Genomic DNA, 18,513 nt, shown 5'->3' with positions numbered 1-18,513 from the left:
ATTCCTTACACAGCCTGTTTAGGCGCGCCTGCTGTACCTGTCGGCACATATGTGGTCACGCTGCTTGTTGTATTGCCTGTTGCCTCGGGCGTATCAAGCGCAGGCAAGATTTTAGCGTCAAATTCATGGCGGAAGTATTTAAGCGCGCTTTGTAACGGCTCAACTGCCCCTGGAGCATGCGCACAAAACGTTCGTCCAAGCCACAAATCCTTGGTGAGCTGCTGCAACACTTCGATATCAACCGCTTGCCCTTGTCCTGCATCAAGTGCCGTCAAGGTCTTCACACCCCACGGCAAGCCATCACGGCACGGTGCACACCAACCGCACGACTCACGCGCAAAGAATTTTTGTAAATTCAGCGACAGCGCAACCATGTCTTGACTTTCATCAACCACCATAATTAGCCCTGTACCCATACGGCTACCAGCTTTCATAATGGTGTCAAATTCCATTGGCAAATCTAAGTGCTCAGGCGTTAAAAAGTCCGTTGAGGCTCCACCAGGTAGCCATGCTTTGAGCACGCGATTATCTTTCATGCCTTTGGCATAATCATAAATCAACTCACGCGCGGTCACACCAAATGGCAACTCCCACAATCCAGGCTCATTGACCAACCCTGAACAGCCAAAGATTTTGGTACCTGGCACATCAGACTTACCGCCAGAGATGCCCTTATACCAATCCACACCGTGCAGCAAAATTGCCGACATGTTGCTCAGTGATTCAACGTTATTGACCACCGTTGGACGACCCCACGCGCCTGACACTTGCGGAAACGGTGGCTTGGTACGCGGATTGGCGCGGCGACCCTCTAGTGAGTTAATCAATGCGGTTTCTTCACCACAGATATAACGCCCTGCGCCTGTATGCACGTGAATATCAAAGCTATAGCCTGTGCCTAAAATGTTATCGCCCAAATAGCCCTTGGCACGCGCCTCAACCAATGCAGCATTTAAACGCGCAGCTGCCTCAATGTATTCACCGCGAATAAAAATATAGCCTGCTGTCGCGCCGATGGCATAGGCAGCAATCGTCATACCCTCAATCAGCTGAAATGGTACGCGCTCCATCAATAAGCGGTCTTTAAATGTCCCTGGCTCCATCTCATCGGCATTACACACCAAATAGCGAGGCCCACCATCAGGTGGGGTCATAAACGTCCACTTAAGACCAGCATTAAAACCTGCTCCACCACGTCCACGCACGTTGGCATCTTTGATCATCGTGGTAACTTCTTTAGGCGATTTTTCTAAGGCATTTTTTAAGCCTTGATAGCCTTTAAGGCTTTCATAAGTCGCCAAATCTAGCACCGCCTCATGGTGCGCCAAACGCCATGTCAAAGGACGGGTTTCACTGGTAGCAGTAGCCTTGTCGCCATAAATCGGGATACTTTGCTGTCCCAGCTGACTTGGCGACTTACCGTGCTTGCGTTGTTCTAATTGTTGGGTGATATTCATGCGTATTGCTCCAACAGCTCGCCAATTTCTTCAGGCAACACAGGCCCGTAAGTGTCTTCATCAATCAGCACCGCAGGCCCTTTATCGCAGTTGCCCAAGCAACAAATCGGCAATAACGTAAAGCGATTATCAGGCGTGGTTTGCCCAAAACCAATGCCCAAATGACGCTCAAACGCTGCCGCCAAGCTTTCTGCACCGACCAAATAACACGCGATTGAGTCACACACCAAGATAACATGCCGACCCACAGGCGAGCGATAAATACGGTTATAAAACGTTGCGACGCCCTCAACGTCTGTCACGGCAATTTGCAACAGATTGGCGATTGCACCTACTTGCGCGTCATCCACCCAGCCGTTACGACGTTGGACAATTTTTAGTGCATCCAATAGCGCGGCGCGTGGCTGCGGATAATGGTGCATGTATTCGTGAATTTCGTCAATCTCACTGGCAGTCAAAATGCTGGCAATATCGACTTTGGGGGTTTTATCAGTAACAATTTTCATGCGTGCTGCTCTACTCATCGATGATGGTTGTTAGATCGTGGTCTTAAGTCACGTTAGCAATCAGCGATCCACGTCTGCCATCACCACATCAATCGATGCCAAATAAATAATCAAATCCGACACCAAACTACCGTTAATCACCGAAGGCATTTGCTGTAAATGGGCAAATGTTGGCGTGCGAATACGCGTGCGGTAACTCATCGTTGAGCGATCCGAGGTAACATAATAGCTATTGATCCCTTTGACTGCCTCAACCATCATTGATGATTCGCCCGCAGGCATTACAGGCCCCCATGACACCGACAAGAAGTGGTTAATCAAAGTTTCAATGTCATTGAGCGTACGGTCTTTAGGCGGTGGCACTGCCAGCGGATGGTCGGCTTTATACGCGCCCGATGGCATGTTGTTCAAACATTGCTCAATGATACGCAATGATTGGCGAATTTCTTCAATTTTCACCAAACAGCGGTCGTAAGCATCGCCGTTAAAGGCAATTGGTACTTCAAAATCGAAGTTTTCATACCCCATATACGGGCGCGCTTTACGTAAGTCATAACCGATGCCTGTTGCGCGCAAACCTGCCCCCGTCACACCCCATGCCAATGCTTGTTTGGCATCGTATTGCGCGACGTTTTGGGTACGCAGTTTGAGGATTTTGTTTTGCATGGTGGCTCTGACGTATTCATCGATACGCGATGGCATCCAGTCTAAGAACTCACGCACCAGACGCTGCCAGCCGTTTGGCAAATCCATCGCTGTGCCACCAATACGGAACCACGCAGGGTGCATGCGATAGCCCGTTACTGCCTCAATCACGTCATAAGCTTTTTGGCGGTCGGCAAACATATAAAAAATCGGTGTCATGCCGCCTGCGTCTTGGATGAATGTCCCCCAATACAGCAGGTTATTGGTGATACGAAAAAACTCGCTCATCATGATACGGATGGTTTGCGCGCGCTCAGGCACGGTAATACCTGCCAGTTTTTCCACCGCCATGACGTACGGCAATTCGTTCATCACCCCACCTAGGTAGTCAATACGGTCGGTGTAAGGGATGAAAGAGTGCCACGTTTGTCGCTCAGCAATTTTTTCTGCACCGCGATGATGATAGCCGATATCGGGAATACAATCGATGACTTCTTCCCCATCTAGCTGCAGTACCACACGAAACGCACCGTGCGCCGATGGGTGGTTTGGGCCTAAGTTTAGGAACATAAAGTCTTCATCGCGCCCGCTACGCTTCATACCCCAATCTTCAGGCACAAAGCGTAAGTTTTCTTGCTCAAATAGCTGCTTACCCAAATCAAGGTAATACGGTGGCACTTCGGTGGCGCGTGAGGCATATTCTTTGCGTAGCGGATGTCCCTCCCAGTATTTGGGTAACAAAATCCGCGTCAAATGCGGATGCCCCTCAAAGCGAATGCCGAACATATCCCACACTTCACGCTCATACCAGTTGGCGTTTGGCCAAATGCGTGTTGCGGTGGGTAGATTCAAATCATTTTCTGACAACGCCACTTTTACCCGAATATCGCTGTTGCGCTCAAGCGACAACAAATGATAAAACACAGTAAAATCGCTGTCAGGTAAGCCTTGACGGTGTTGGCGCAAGCGCTCATCGATTGCCGATAAGTCAAGCAGCATGACGTATGGCTTGGGCAAGGTGCGCAAATACAGCAACACATCTAACAGTTGCTCGCGGCTCACCCACACCGTTGGGAAATCATCACAGGTGGGCTGCACCACAAATTGACCAGCAAATTTTTGGTTCAATTCTGTAATGACGATGGGCTCATCAGCGGTTGGTCGATTTTCGGTTACCGTTACCATGCGTCGTACCTTACCTTACATATCTGGACATTGCTTTTGGATAAAACTGGGTGGTTACTAGGCTACGGGCTTTTATACGGGCACTTTTAATAGCGCACATGACTCAACAAAAAACCCACAGCATACAATACATCAAAAGATTGAGCGTTTATTCAATCCCATCAGGGCTGCGCAAGTTTTTCACCGCGATGCGGTCAGCTTGCTTACGGTCACGCTCAGATTGCATGACAGGCTGATAAATGCCTTGGTCATTGACATGAATACCAAGCGGACGGCGTTCTTTGGTAATTGATTCTTGCAGCACCAAAATCGCTTGAATCAATGCCTCAGGACGCGGTGGACAGCCAGGGATGTACACATCAACAGGCAAGATTTTGTCTACACCTTGCACCACAGAGTACACGTCGTACATACCGCCTGAGTTGGCACACGCACCCATCGAAATCACCCATTTAGGCTCAAGCATTTGCTCATATAAACGCTGAACCACAGGTGCCATTTTCATAAAGCACGTACCTGCCATAATCATGACATCGGCTTGTCGAGGTGACGCACGAATCACCTCCGCACCAAAACGTGACAAGTCATGCACACCTGTCAAAGTCGTTGCGTATTCAACATAACAGCAAGACGTGCCAAAGTTAAACGGCCACAATGAGTGTTTACGCCCCCAATTGACCAAACTATCAAGGCGCGTCATCACGATATTACGGTTAATCTCTTCTTCATCTATGATTTGGCGCGACTGCATTGGAAAGCGGTCATTGTCCAAATTGGCTTTGGTTAAGGTGTATTTCATAACAAAACCTAATCTAACGTAAGGTAAATTTTGATCAATATAAATTTATCTTAGCAACGGCTAATTTTCACGGTTCACGCCGACAGTGGTGTTTGCCCTATATCAAGCAAATAGCAAGTGATCACCCTTTATCAGCGTGATGATCCTACAGGGGTTTTGATCAATTTTGGCTGTACAGGCGCGGCAGGTACAGGTGCAGACTGAGCAGGCACCTTGCCAGTTGGGTCAGTTTCTAGCTCGGTTACGCCATCAAAACGCGTGATATCCGCCAAGTTAAAATTGGCAGGTGCAGCCACCAAGCGCGGCTGATGGGCTTTTTTATCACTAGGCGACCAGCTTAATGCCCCTAATCGCACTAAATAATACAAACCTGCTAGCAGCTCAGCGATAAACACTAAAACAGTGAAAAAGCCCAACCACCCTGCTTCACGTACTGACACCGCATAGGTGTATAGATACAAAGCTTCAAGGTCAAAAATCACAAAGAAAATCGCTACCACGTAGAACTTTGCTGATAGCCGAATGCGTGCCGAGCCGACACTGACGACACCTGCCTCAAAGTTTTCTTCTTTTTGAAAGCCTTTGGACGTGCCGCCCATCAATCTTGGCACGACCAGCATAAAGATACACAGCCCGACAGCCGCCAAAATATAGACAATCGCTGACCAATCCAATGCGGACAACATCGACAAGCTCCTATCACGGCGCAACGCAGAAAGCACCAGCGATGCAACAACACACTACCAGCATCAACATAGAAAAATAAGGAATAAATGGCTGGTAGAAACCCTTGTCGCGCTTGAATGAAATTTGTCATATTTAGACGATTGTCACCAACAGACAAACACGCGCAACATCAGGGCTCACTGGCTACATAAAATAACGCACAATAAAATATCGCATAGTTTAACCAGTTTATGGCAAAAATGCTAGTGTTGCGCAGGGTCTTTGGCAATATTCTTGTGAGATAAGCTTTGTACCATCACAGCTATCTTGTTATTTTTACAGTGATTTTAAGGTTATAGCAGATCTTTAGTTAAGACAATTTGACTTCCTCCCCTCCCTAAAGTGAGGGGATTCCTTCTGCAAGACGGTCAAGCCCGACCGCAAACCTAAGACAATGGCAACCGCCCGTACGACACACCGTACATCTTAGGTTCTTATTTTAAGCTAATCCTACCGTTAGGATTGTCATAGACACGAATTAGCTTAAGTGTGTGTTTGGAAACGTCTTACCAGTTAAGTTACTGCGTACTCGCAATTTAGTCTTAACTTAACTGTGGAATGTAAGACATTGAATATAGTGAGATGAGTATAGCAAAACTCATCGCATTTAACAATTGCCTTATATCCACCGCCTGAAGTCGCAGGTTTACGGCAACGAATGATAAAACATGGCACCAAAAAACGCGAATCCGTGTTCGCGTTTATTTACTTTTAGCAATCAACAGCTGTTTGGTTTATTGGGTAATCACGTCCACACCCTTAGGCGGCGTAAAGACAAACTGACTGGCAGCAATCGCTGGGTTGCGCTTAATACCACTAAAGTCAATACGCGTAACCTGCCCTAGATTGTCATTGAGCACCATCGTGGTGGGCACACCGCCGTTAAACGCCAACGCTAAGCTACGAAAATTGGCATTGGCTGTTTTGGGATATAGTACATAATACGCTTTACGCGCATCGGGCTGGGTCACGCGAAAACTTGCACCAATACGGCTAGGATCGCCCGATAATAGCAAGGCAGGCGTGTCTCCAACTTGGTTATTGACGCTTTGGCGCGTCGCTTGGCTAAGGTCTTTATCATAAATCCACAAGGTATTGCCATTGGCAACAATCAGCTGCTCGGCGTTGCCTTGGGTGTGCCAGCGGAATTTATTTGGGCGTTGCACCTGCATGGTACCCGTAAAGCGTTTGCTGCTATTGAGCGCATTTTTTTGTGCACGGGTCGCACCACTGGTGGTTTGGACAAAGTTTGCCGTCATACTTTTGATACCACTGAGCTGTTGGCTCAAGCTTTTGACAGCGGCAGCTTCTGAGGCAGGCGCGGCGTACACAGCATTTGGTGCCAACAATGCCACAGGCGTGGCGACGCTCAGCAAGGCTGTACCCAATGTGCGTGCGGCAAGACGTTGGCGTAAAGTGGTTTTGGGTTTATTGGCAAAGTTCATAATTACCCCGTCAAATTGTTGCATCAAACAAAGTTACTTCATGTTAATTTTAAATAACCCAATGGGCAAAATCGGCTTGCCCGTTGTGATGACACTATTGTGCGTGTTCTTTTCTTACCTCGCTAGCCATCCGCTGCAACTTTTTGCGGTGCATTTGTTTAGCGTGTAACAGAATATTTCAGCTTAAGCGATTATTTTAAACAATTGCGGTGGTTTTGGCTAAAAAATAGGCAATAAAAAACCCAATCAAACGACTGGGTTCTTGTTTAAAACGCTGACCATGCTGATCGCACAGGCTTAGCCTTCACTTTCAACCGATACATAGCGGCGATGAAATTCACCTTTAACGGCAAATTTTACCACACCGTCGGTCAAAGCAAATAGCGTGTGGTCACGTCCCATGCCCACGCCTTCACCTGCGTGGAACTCAGTACCGCGCTGACGCACAATGATATTGCCTGCGCTAACTTTTTGACCACCAAAGATTTTTACACCCAGCATTTTTGGGTTAGAATCGCGTCCGTTACGGGTCGAACCTGCTGCTTTTTTATGTGCCATGTCTTGCTCCCAATATCAATTCATTTAAATCAAGGCTTATCTAGATTAAGCGTTGATTGATTTGATTTTTAGCAAGGTGTACCATTGGCGATGACCTTGCTCTTTGTGGTAGTGCTTGCGGCGGCGGTGCTTAACGATACGCACTTTTTCGCCACGGCCATGCTCAACCACTTCGGCTTCTACGCGCGCGCCTGTCACCAATGGCTGACCAATTTTGATGTCAGTGCCATCAACTACCATCAAAACGTCTTCGATGGTGATGGTGTCGCCTTGTTCGGCTTTGAGCAATTCGACTTTCAAAAGTTCATCAGGGGTGACGCGGTGCTGCTTACCGCCGCTTTTGATGACTGCGTACATTTGGGCTACTCCAAACTACTCGGATATCGTGACCGTTACCACAACGGCGCTTATCAACGATTGACCAGAGATTCAATACGGTTTGTCTTTGTGGGACCACGGTTTGCAATCGTGGTATTTTTTGGACAAATTAGGCGCAAGATTTTATAGAAAAACAGATCAAAAAGCAAGTGATTTTTATGGATAAATCGGGCGATATGCTGGCTAACCGTGCAAGCTAACCATGCGAGTCAAAAATTTTTGTTATGTGGGCATTTTTTGCGTAAATTACATTCGCCCTCTGTGGCAAAATCGCGCGCTGTGGTATAGTAGAGGTATATATTTGGCGGTAACTTTTTGATCGTCTTTTGACGGGCATTTTAACAATAACGGCATATATCTTTATATACTATACGTTTTATTGGTTTAACGGCATATCATGACAACGCATTCCACCGATTCAAAATCTCCTTCACATCCTGATGCCGCGGCTGATCCGCGTTTGCAATACGGCGATACGGCAACCTTAGACCATCAGCTACATGATTTGTTGGCAGCGCGTGGCAATCATGCGCACCATGCCGATGGTGTCAAGGCGACCAACAGCAATCCTGTGACGTATCAGCAGATCCAAGCAGTGGTGGCAGATGACTTTACCACGATGGATCAGCAGGTATTTGGTACGCTCAACTCCCGCGTCAAACTGGTTATGGCGGTTAGTCAGCATGTCATTGACGCAGGCGGTAAGCGTATGCGTCCGTTAATTTCGCTGCTGTGCTCGCGGATTTGTGATGATCGCCCCTCTGCCAAAGCGATGCGTTTGGGCGCGATTACCGAGATGCTGCACACGGCGACGTTGGTGCACGATGATGTCATTGATGCCTCAGGTATGCGCCGCGGTAAGCCCACTGCCAATGCGACATGGGATAACCCAACGGCGGTGTTGGTGGGTGATTATCTAATTGCGCGCGCGTTTAATTTGTTGGTTGAGTTTGGTTCGTTGCCGCTGCTTAAGCTGTTCTCTGATGGTACATGCGATATTGCCGAAGGTGAGGTATTGCAGCTACAGCACCAACACGATCCCGAAGCTACCGAAAGCGACTATATGCGTATTATCGATGGCAAAACGTCGCGGCTGTTTATGCTAGCGGCGCAAGGTGTATCAATTTTGCATAACCGCCCCGAGTATGACGCAGCGTTTGTCACGTTTGGGCAGCATTTTGGCAATGCGTTTCAGATTATCGACGATATTTTGGACTTTACAGGCGACAGCGCGGTGTTGGGTAAAAACGTTGGTGATGACATCGCTGAGGGCAAACCGACGTTACCGCTGATTAAGGCGCTCGAATTTACTGAGGGCGACACCCATGAAACACTACGCTTAGCGATTCAAACGGGTAAAGTTACCGATGCAAGCGTGATTATTGACATCGTGCAAGCCAGCGGTGCGTTGGATTATTGTCGCGATAAAGCCGAACATGAAAGCCAGCTTGCCCGCGCGTCGGTGCTGACGTTGCCGCCATCACCGTATCGTCAAGGTTTGCTTGATTTGATTGAACTGGCGCAGCAGCGGCTATATTAAACCGCTGCGTTCATGATCGACTAATAGCAAAAGGGTGGTTGCAATATCAGCGCATACGAGCAATCGCCTGATCTTGATTTTCTTATCTTAATTTTCTTAGCCTCGCCAAAATGCCGACCAACCATTGAAAAAACCCTTGGCAATCCTATCTAGGTAGCAGTTTTTGCGCCCATTTTGTTGAATTGCTTAGCCCTTGCCCCACCTGCTATGACCGATTTTGTTGCTGACGCGCCCTGCGCTGATTTGACCACAAACGCCTCTTCAATTCGCTTTCGCCCATCAAAGTATGCCGATTTTATGCAGGCAGCTAAGGTACGCACGCCCAAGTACAAGTTTTATGTAGAAGTGGGTGGTGCGCCAAACGCACCTGTGATCGTGCTGATCATGGGATTGGGAGCGCAAAGTTTGGCATGGCCAAATGAATTTTGTCAGGCACTGATTGCGGCAGGTTTTCGGGTGGTGCGCTTTGATAATCGCGATATCGGCAAATCCAGTAAACTAAAGCACAAAAAGCTGACCGCCGTTCATCAATCTGCCCTGTATAAAGCCAAATTATTGAGCCGTTTTAGCCTAGGCTTGCCGCTTAAAAACATTGACGCGCCGTATGATTTGTATGACATGGCAGAGGATGTTCATCAGTTGCTCAAAGTGCTTGGTATCACGCGTTATCATGTGCTTGGACAGTCGATGGGCGGCATGATTACCCAAATCATGGCGGCACGCTACCCACAGCAAGTGCAAAAAATCGGCTTACTATCAACCAGCAACAACCGCCCGCTATCACGCCCGCCTGCGCTCAAATCAATTCGCGCATTTACCCAAACGCCACCTGCCAAAACCAATCTTGAGGACGTCACAGCGCATTTTGTCAAAACCTTTAAGACTATCGCTAGCCCAAATTTTTTTGATGAAGCGCACGCCCACGCACGTGTTAAATCGCTATTTGAGCGGCGTTTTTATCCCAAAGGCACGCAGCGGCAGCTGTTGGCGATTTTGGCAACGGGCTCACTGGTGCGCTTAAACCGTCAAATTAACCAGCCGACTTTGATTGTGCACGGCAAGCAAGACCGCTTAATTCCTGTTTCCCATGCCAAGACCTTATCCAAGCATATTCAGCAAGCGCGGTTGGTGGTGTTTGATGAATTGGGGCATGATATGCCGTTGCCTTTAATTGCACCATTGGCAGAAGCGTTTATTGAGCATTTTAAAGATTAATTTTATAAATATAGGAATTTATTTAATTAAACTTATTAAAAGCAACCTTGTTCGTAGATATATTGAGTTTACCAGTTCAAAAATGTAATTATTTATCCGTGTACTAGCCAAATTTGTAACGCTGTTGGTTAAATGTAATCGTGTATTAACAATTTTTTGCGACACAAATGTTACTTATTGCTTTATAATACCGTCCAAATTTTTAATAATTTTGGTTATATATTCCTTTTCTTTGCTGACTGTGTATCGGTAAGCCTTGTTAGGTCAATTTTTTACCCATTGATACACTGTCGGCAAACGCTACTTTTAAGCTATTGATTTTTAAACTATTAATGATCTGATAAATCGAGGTTGGTATGCGTTACCCTGTTTTATCGCTGGTGGCAATGTCGGTGATTGCCGCGTTGGCGACGGTTGGCTGTGACAAGTCTAAGGATGCAGACGCGGCGCAAGCCCAAGCCGCTGCCATGCAAATGCCGCCTGCGGTGGTCAATGTCATGCCCGTGCAATTTCAGACGGTACCGCTGAGCAAAGAGCTGTCGGGCAAGGTGGTGGCGTATCAAGAGGCCATCGTTACACCACAAGTCACGGGGATTGTCGAAAAACAGCTGTTTCAGGACGGGCGTTTTGTCAAGCAAGGTCAGCCACTGTACCAAATCAATGCCGACACTTACGCCAATACGCTGGCAGGCAGTGAGGCAGATTTAGCCAAGGCGCAAGCCAGCATCAACACTGCTAAAGCCAATTATAACAACGCGATTGCCAGCCTTGAGAGCCGCCAAGCAGAGTTGGCATTGGCACGCGCCAATCAAAAACGTTTAAATTCGCTTAAAGGTACCGATGCGATTTCGGCGCAAGAAGTCGACGTTGGCGCAACCACCGTTGATACCGCTGAAGCTGCGGTGCGTAACGCACAGGCTCAAGTTGGGGTGGCAAAAGCCAATATTGAGGCCGCTCAAGCTGCCGCGCAAGGCGTGCAGCAGGTCATCAATACCAACAAAATCAACTATGCACGCACGCGCGTGGTCGCACCTATGAGCGGCGTCACAGGACGTTCAGCAGTTGATGTGGGTGCACTGGCGACCGCAGGGCAAACCCAAATGGTAACGATATCGCAATTAAATCCGATTTATGTCGATATCAGCCAATCTTCTGCTGAGCTGTTGGCGTTGCGCCAGTCGATGATGCAAGGCAATGTCAATGCCGCCAATACCGCGCAAGTCCAGCTAGTTTTACCCGATGGTTCGACGTATCCTGTCACAGGGCAATTACGTTTTGAAGAAGCGCGGGTGGATTCTAATACGGGTGCGGTCAATCTGCGCGCGGTATTCCCAAATGACAACGGCGTGCTGCTGCCTGGTATGGCGGTCAATGCGCGCTTGATTCAAGGGGTCATCCCCAATGCGGTGCTGCTGCCACAAAGTGCGGTCACTCGCACCGCCAAAGGTGATGCCACGGTGTACATCGTCGATGCCAACAAAAAAATTCAGGTGCGCCCCATTCAGACCCAAGGGACTTACCAAGGCAATTGGATTGTCACCGATGGCTTACAGCAAGGTGAAAATGTGGTTGTCATTGGTGGAATGAAGGTCAAACCCGACCAACAGGTAGAAGTTAAACCTTACGTGCCCGATAGCGAAGGCCAAGTAGCCAATGCACCGATGGCAGCGCGCGCCAATGCAGTGACTGCCGCTAACGCCAGCAGCCCGTCTGCTCAACCAACCGCACCATCAACCAATCCGCCAACGGCTGCAGGACGCACCAACGCGTCAGCAGCGCGTTGATGGTTGTATTGATGTCACCTTATTAGGGATTGGGAGCAACCATGTCAGAATATTTTATCAAACGCCCGATTTTTGCTTGGGTGATTGCGCTGCTGATTATGCTTGTCGGGGTGCTGTCGATTTTTAACCTACCGATTGAGCAATATCCGCGCATTGCGCCGCCAACGATCACGGTTAGCGCGACTTATCCTGGTGCATCGGCACAGACGATTGAAGATACCGTCACCCAAATCATCGAACAACAGATGAAAGGTTTAGACGGTTTGATGTACATGTCATCAAGCTCGTCAAGCGCAGGGGCAGCTACCATCACTTTAACGTTTGACAACGCCGTAAACCCTGACACCGCGCAGGTACAGGTACAAAACAAACTACAATCTGCCATGAGTGCACTGCCTGAAATGGTGCAGCGCATGGGCGTGACGGTCAATAAATCATCCAGTGGCTTTTTGATGGTATTGGCATTCACCTCAGAAGACGGCAGCATGAACCGCGCCGATATCGCCGACTATATCAACTCCAACATCGTTGATCCGATCAGCCGTGTTGAGGGCGTAGGTACGGTCAATGTGTTTGGATCGGCATACGCCATGCGTGTGTGGCTTGACCCTGCTAAGCTACAGACCTATAACCTCATGCCATCGGACGTGGTCTCAGCGATCCAAGCGCAAAACGCGCAGGTGTCGGCAGGTCAGCTTGCCCAACAGCCTGCCCAAGATAGTCGCGAGGTCATCAACGCTACCGTCACCGTCCAAAGCTTTTTGCAGACGCCTGAGCAATTTCGCAATATCTTGCTAAAATCCGATAACAACGGCGCGTTTGTGCGTTTAGGTGATGTTGCCGAAGTTGAAATCGGTAGCGAAAACTACAGCATCTTGTCACAATACAACGGCAAAGACGCGGCAGGTATGGGGATATCGCTGGCATCGGGGGCCAACGCGCTTGACACGCAAGCGGCAGTGGTTGCGCGAATTGAGCAACTCAAAGCCAACTTCCCTGCTGGTATGGGCGTGGATGTGGCGTATGACACCACCCCATTTGTGCGCCTGTCAATTAGCCAAGTTGTGTACACGCTGATTGAGGCGATTGTGTTGGTGTTTTTGGTGATGTATTTGTTTTTGCAAAACATTCGTGCCACCATCATCCCAACGCTTGCTGTACCTGTGGTGTTGCTAGGAACATTTGCTGTACTTAATACCTTTGGGTTAACCATCAACGTCTTGACAATGTTTGCCTTGGTGTTGGCGATTGGTTTGTTGGTCGATGACGCGATTGTGGTTGTTGAGAACGTCGAGCGGCTATTAGAAGAGAACCCTGAAATGACAGTGGTCGAGGCAACCAGTCGCTCGATGCAAGAAATCAGCAAAGTTGTCATCGGTATTACGCTGATTTTGTCGGCGGTATTCTTGCCAATGACATTCTTTGGTGGTTCAACGGGTGTGATTTATCGCCAGTTCTCTATCACCTTGATTACCAGTATGGTGCTATCGGCTGTGGTGGCATTGATTTTCACGCCTGCTTTGTGTGCCACGATTTTAAAACGCAGCAAGTCACACGATAAAAACGCACAAAAAAGCGGCTTTTTTGGTTGGTTTAACCGCACGTTTGATCGGCTATCGCGTGGCTATGAGCGTTTTATCGGGCGCAGTATTCGTTTTAAGTGGCTATTTTTAATCCCATTTATTGCCATCATCGCTGGCGCAGGCTATTTGTTTAAAAAAATTCCCAGTGCGTTTTTGCCTGAAGAAGACCAAGGGACTTTGATTACCTTGATACAGCTGCCTGCAGGTTCGACACAGTCAGACACGCAAGCGGTGCTTGATAAAGTTAATCGCTACTTTTTGACGCAAGAAAAAGACAATGTTAAGTCGATTTTTACCGTAAACGGCTTTAGTTTTACGGGGCAAGGGCAAAACGTTGGTTTGGGTTTTGTGCGTTTGATTGACTGGGAAAATCGTCCTGGTGCTGAGCGTACTGCGCAAGCGGTGGCAGGCCGTGCGATGGGCTATTTTATGACGCAGGTCAATGAGGCCTCGGTGTATGCCATCACGCCGCCATCGATCCAAGGCTTGGGTACCGCCAACGGTTTTGACTTGCAGCTACAAGACGCAGGCAACCTTGGGCATGAAAAGCTGCTTGAGGCGCGTAATATGCTACTTGGCATGGCAGCGCAAAACGACACGGTGGCAGGTGTGCGTCCTAATGGTCAAGAGGATTCCCCACAGCTAAAAGTTGATATCAACTACGACGCAGCAAGTACGATGGGTGTCAATCCTGGTAGTATCAACAGCGTGCTTTCAACCGCGTGGGGTAGTACCTATGTCAATAACTTCCTTGACCGTGGACGCGTCAAGCGCGTATACGTGCAAGGTGAGGCCAGCAGCCGCACCACCCCTGAAGACCTAAACAAATGGTACGTGCGCAATGCTGACGGTGAAATGGTGCCGTTTACGGCACTGGCGACAACACATTGGCAATTTGGCTCCCCCAACCTAAACCGCTACAACAGCTTGCCATCGATGAACATTCAAGGTAGCGCAGCGCCTGGCAAAAGCTCAGGTGAAGCGATGGCGGCGATGGAGAGCATGATTGCCAAACTGCCACAAGGTATCAGCTATGAATGGACTGGCTTGTCACTTGAAGAGCGCAAGTCGGGTAACCAAGCGCCGATGCTGTACGCAGTATCCATTTTGGTTGTGTTCTTGTGTCTTGCGGCATTGTATGAAAGCTGGTCGATTCCGTTTGCCGTGTTGTTGGTCGTGCCATTGGGGGTACTGGGCGCGGTGCTATTCACTGCACTGCGCGGCTTGACCAACGACGTGTATTTGCAAGTGGGTCTGCTGACGGTGGTCGGTCTGTCTGCCAAAAACGCGATTTTGATTATCGAATTTGCCAAAGAACGTCAAGACGCAGGACACGATTTGTTTAACTCGGTCACGGTGGCAGCGCGTCAGCGTTTGCGCCCAATTATCATGACATCATTGGCGTTTGGTATCGGTGTTGTGCCACTGTTTCGCGCAACAGGCGCAGGTTCGGGTAGCCAAAACGCGATTGGTACCAGTGTCTTGGGCGGGGTGGTGAGCGCAACGCTGTTGGGTATTTTCTTTATCCCGATGTTCTATGTGTGGGTACGCTCGATTATCAAAGGCAAAAAACCGCCGCGCAATCCTGATGCGTCTGACGACACGCACGCTGCGGATCATCTGCCAACAGATGACCACCACGAGCAGCTAGTCACGCCAAATGGTGCAGTGTACGCACCTAGCGACCGCCAAACGCCCTTGGTACTAAAAAAAGACGAGCAATAAAGGTTCGGTAACACTGGCAAGCAATGATGGCTTGCCAGTTTTGACAAGGTTATTTATCATCTGATGAACCGTGACCCATGATTATAAGAAGGTCTTATGCAAAATTCTGTTATGACACCCACGCTGCACCGTGTAACACGCCATACGACTTTGTGTGCCAGTGTGGTCGTAATGCTAGCGTTGAGCGCATGTCAAGCACCTGCGCGCAAAACCGAGGCGGTGGTCGCCCATCCGCAAATCCCCACCACCCAACCGTATGAGATATACGATAGCGAGACCGTTAGCCGCGCCGATGAGCCAAGTGTTGCTGCCCAACGTTGGCAGGATTTTTACAGCGATGCACGCTTGCGCCGCTTGATTGAACTGGCACTAGACAACAACAAAGACATCAATGCCGCCGTGTTGGCCATTCAAAAATCGCGCGCGCAGTACCAAATCACTGACATCAATGACTTGCCGACATTTAACGGTTCTGCCAGTGCCGCACGCACGGGCGATTTTAACGGCACAGCAACCACACGCTACAACGTCGGGCTTGCCTTGGCAAGTTATGAGTTTGACTTTTGGGGGCGTATCGCTAGCCTCAAAGAAGCTGCATTGCAAGATTTTTTGGCAACAGCTGCGGCAAAAGATGCGGTGCAAATTAGCTTGATTAGTAATATTGCACAAAGCTATGTTGCTTATAGCTACAACTTGGCGCAACTTGAGCTTGCCCGCCAAACGCTTAAAACCCGTGAGGATTCGCTGCGTATCAACCGCAAACGCTATGAAGCAGGGCTAGACTCACAGCTCACCACGGTGCAAGCGCAATCTTTGGTCGAAGCGGCGCGTGTGTCAATCGCCAATGCCGAAACCAATCTACTAAAAAACCGCAATGCCCTACGGTATTTGGTCGGTACACCGATTGATAGCAGCTTACTGCCACCGCCTGCCATCAACAGCATCACCAATAATCGCGTATTTAATGCAGGGCTGCCCAGCGATTTGTTGCTGTATCGCCCCGATATTCGCCAAGCCGAGCACACACTTAAAGGTGCAGGTGCGAACATCGAAGCGGCGCGTGCGGCATTTTTCCCATCCATTGGCTTATCGGGCAACGTCGGCACAGCAAGCTTAGAGCTCTCGGATTTATTCAAAAACGGTTCGTTTAATTGGGGCATAACGCCGACGGTTAGCTTACCGATTTTTGATGCAGGCAGACGACGGATTAATTACGAGCTTGCTGAAATCACCGAACAACAAGCACTGAATAATTATGAAAAATCCATCCAAACCGCGTTTAAAGAGGTCAATGACGTATTTGCTACCCGTTCTACGCTCAAAGATCAGCTTGCCGCGTATGATCGCATGCTGACCGCAAACCAAAAAAATCGCCAAATCGCTGACGCGCGTTTTAAAGCAGGGTTGGACAATTACCTCAACGTACTTGATGCCCAACGCTCGATTTATAGCACCCAACAAAGCATTTTAAATACCCGACAAGCGCAGTTGATCAGCCAAATTCAGCTGTACCAAGTGCTAGGTGGCGGTGTCAATCTTGACGTGCCATTAGATGCGCCCAGCCCGCGCTACCAAAATGCCAGCACCGTGGTAACCAACGTTACGCGCCGTGTGCTGCCAACCAACTTACAAAACACCCAAGGCGACCGTGCAGTGGCAATCACCAATACCACAACCACACAGCTGACAAATCATTGACTTCCTCCCCTCCCTAAAGTGAGGGGATTCCTTCTACAAGACGGTCAAGCCCGACCGCAAGAATGTTCTTACTGGCGTTAATATCTCTATCATGCCATGTGCCACACTTTGCACAAGTCCATTCTCTTATTCGCAAACCTGCGCTACCTTTTGGACTACTGGACATATCGCCACAGCACGAGCACGTCACGGCGGGCATAGCCCTTGTCTTGCGGACGGGCGAAGCAGTGCTTCGCTAGTGCCGTCCTCAGGTAGTGTATTTCTCATTTACGATTTCAAAACGGCAACCTGCGTTCTCGCACTTGTAGGTCAGTTGTCGTTTGAGTTCAAACCAACCTGCATCGTAAACCGATTTGGCTAGTTTGCCTTTTTTGCTGTTAAATTGGGTGGTTTTAACGTCACCAACCACAACACGCTGTTTGTTTTTTGCTCGTTGGGCGATGGCTAATTTTTTAGCCCATGCTTGGGTCTGTTTGATTTGCAGTTTATCACCTTTTGAGGTGGTGGCACTGTCTTTAAGCCCTAAGTCAATACCGACACTACCTGCTCCGCATTGTGTTTTAGGGTATTCTTTGACGGTGATACAGGCATACCAACGGTTACGGCTGTCTTGCACTACTTCAACCGTATTGAGGTCATACAAGGCAAGATTGTAGCTGTCCCATAGGTCGATGATAAGCTTTTGCCCTTTGGCTAAACTAAGCTGTAGGGTGGATTTTAAGCCTTTTTTACCCGTCTGATGGGTAGCTAGTAATTTGATTGCGGATTGCTTAAATGGAATCCAACCTAGGCTTTTACGCTTTGCCTTTGGGTTGTTGGTTCGCCAGTTAAGTTTAGCCTTTTTGAATTGGCGTCGCGATTTGGCGTGGGTTTCATTAATGGCTTGTATGGTTTGAGAATGCAAGCCAAGTAGTTCACCGCTACCTTTGGTGTATTCGTTTAGGTCATAGGCACTAAAGAATTTACCAGTACGTTGTCGGTATTTAAAACTCAAGTCATTAACATAGTTCCACACAAAATTGACCAAACCGCTTAGGCGGTTTAGTTGGTCTGTGTGTTTGTCTTTTATGCGTAGCTTGAGGGTTTTCATGGGGTTAGTTTAACATATTTAACAAGTTTCTGTGTGCAAGCATGGTTTCGGAGTTGCCTTATATCCACCGCCTAAAGTCGCAGGTTTACGGCAACGGATGATAAACCTTTGCTTTGAACAAACGCTAAAAACGCGCCGTCAAATTGGCAGCGCGTTGTTTGTTCATAGTCTTTAGTAAG

General features: G+C 48.5%; 13 protein-coding genes and 1 pseudogene. 5 read left to right on the top strand and 9 right to left on the bottom strand.

The features are described 5' to 3' along the window. Window positions 1-5 precede the first annotated feature (5 nt). The 8 genes from nuoF to rplU form a co-directional block, all read right to left on the bottom strand. Window positions 6-1,403: an NADH-quinone oxidoreductase subunit NuoF gene (nuoF, locus tag MA2_RS05585; RefSeq protein ID WP_373279756.1), complete on the bottom strand. Its 1,398-nt coding sequence runs from the start codon at window positions 1,401-1,403 to the stop codon at window positions 6-8. 50 nt (window positions 1,404-1,453) lie between these two features. After that, on the bottom strand, window positions 1,454-1,963 hold the full coding sequence (nuoE, locus tag MA2_RS05580) for an NADH-quinone oxidoreductase subunit NuoE (RefSeq protein WP_067057783.1): 510 nt from the start codon (window positions 1,961-1,963) through the stop codon (window positions 1,454-1,456). 60 nt (window positions 1,964-2,023) lie between these two features. Continuing rightward, complete coding sequence (gene nuoC, locus MA2_RS05575) at window positions 2,024-3,793, bottom strand: NADH-quinone oxidoreductase subunit C/D (RefSeq protein WP_067057780.1); 1,770 nt, start codon at window positions 3,791-3,793, stop codon at window positions 2,024-2,026. A gap of 148 nt (window positions 3,794-3,941) precedes the next feature. After that, window positions 3,942-4,592: a NuoB/complex I 20 kDa subunit family protein gene (locus MA2_RS05570; protein WP_067057778.1), complete on the bottom strand. Its 651-nt coding sequence runs from the start codon at window positions 4,590-4,592 to the stop codon at window positions 3,942-3,944. A gap of 131 nt (window positions 4,593-4,723) precedes the next feature. After that, window positions 4,724-5,275: an NADH-quinone oxidoreductase subunit A gene (gene ndhC / locus MA2_RS05565; protein ID WP_172459200.1), complete on the bottom strand. Its 552-nt coding sequence runs from the start codon at window positions 5,273-5,275 to the stop codon at window positions 4,724-4,726. A gap of 777 nt (window positions 5,276-6,052) precedes the next feature. Continuing rightward, the gene (lolA, locus tag MA2_RS05560) at window positions 6,053-6,787 is read right to left on the bottom strand and encodes an outer membrane lipoprotein periplasmic chaperone LolA (protein ID WP_067057775.1); all 735 of its coding nucleotides are present in this window, start codon (window positions 6,785-6,787) and stop codon (window positions 6,053-6,055) included. Window positions 6,788-7,060: 273 nt separating this feature from the next. Further along, on the bottom strand, window positions 7,061-7,321 hold the full coding sequence (gene rpmA, locus MA2_RS05555; protein WP_067057772.1) for a 50S ribosomal protein L27: 261 nt from the start codon (window positions 7,319-7,321) through the stop codon (window positions 7,061-7,063). 45 nt (window positions 7,322-7,366) lie between these two features. Continuing rightward, window positions 7,367-7,678, bottom strand: coding sequence for a 50S ribosomal protein L21 (gene rplU / locus MA2_RS05550; RefSeq protein WP_067057769.1), 312 nt, complete (start codon window positions 7,676-7,678; stop codon window positions 7,367-7,369). 640 nt (window positions 7,679-8,318) lie between these two features. Here rplU and MA2_RS05545 point away from each other — a divergent pair. From MA2_RS05545 to MA2_RS05525, 5 genes are all read left to right on the top strand, one after another. Further along, entirely contained in the window at window positions 8,319-9,239 is a 921-nt protein-coding gene (locus MA2_RS05545; protein WP_115254089.1) for a polyprenyl synthetase family protein, read from the top strand. A gap of 207 nt (window positions 9,240-9,446) precedes the next feature. Next, window positions 9,447-10,454, top strand: coding sequence for an alpha/beta fold hydrolase (locus MA2_RS05540; RefSeq protein WP_067057766.1), 1,008 nt, complete (start codon window positions 9,447-9,449; stop codon window positions 10,452-10,454). A 356-nt stretch (window positions 10,455-10,810) separates the two neighbouring features. Beyond that, window positions 10,811-12,238 (top strand): efflux RND transporter periplasmic adaptor subunit, encoded by a 1,428-nt coding sequence (locus MA2_RS05535; RefSeq protein ID WP_079352170.1) that lies wholly within the window; start codon window positions 10,811-10,813, stop codon window positions 12,236-12,238. Between the two features lie 41 nt (window positions 12,239-12,279). Then, window positions 12,280-15,546 carry an efflux RND transporter permease subunit gene (locus tag MA2_RS05530; RefSeq protein WP_079352169.1) on the top strand — a complete coding sequence of 1,089 codons (3,267 nt, stop codon included), beginning with the start codon at window positions 12,280-12,282 and terminating at the stop codon, window positions 15,544-15,546. Window positions 15,547-15,642: 96 nt separating this feature from the next. Then, window positions 15,643-17,244, top strand: coding sequence for an efflux transporter outer membrane subunit (locus MA2_RS05525; RefSeq protein ID WP_079352168.1), 1,602 nt, complete (start codon window positions 15,643-15,645; stop codon window positions 17,242-17,244). 13 nt (window positions 17,245-17,257) lie between these two features. Here MA2_RS05525 and MA2_RS05520 read toward each other — a convergent pair. Further along, a pseudogene (locus MA2_RS05520) lies at window positions 17,258-18,334 on the bottom strand (RNA-guided endonuclease InsQ/TnpB family protein). Window positions 18,335-18,513 lie beyond the last annotated feature (179 nt).

It is taken from the genome of Moraxella atlantae NBRC 14588 (assembly GCF_001591265.1).
GTDB classification, from domain to species: domain Bacteria; phylum Pseudomonadota; class Gammaproteobacteria; order Pseudomonadales; family Moraxellaceae; genus Faucicola; species Faucicola atlantae.
Note: the sequence above shows the minus strand (reverse complement) of the source record. Positions and strands in the feature narration are given on the sequence as shown.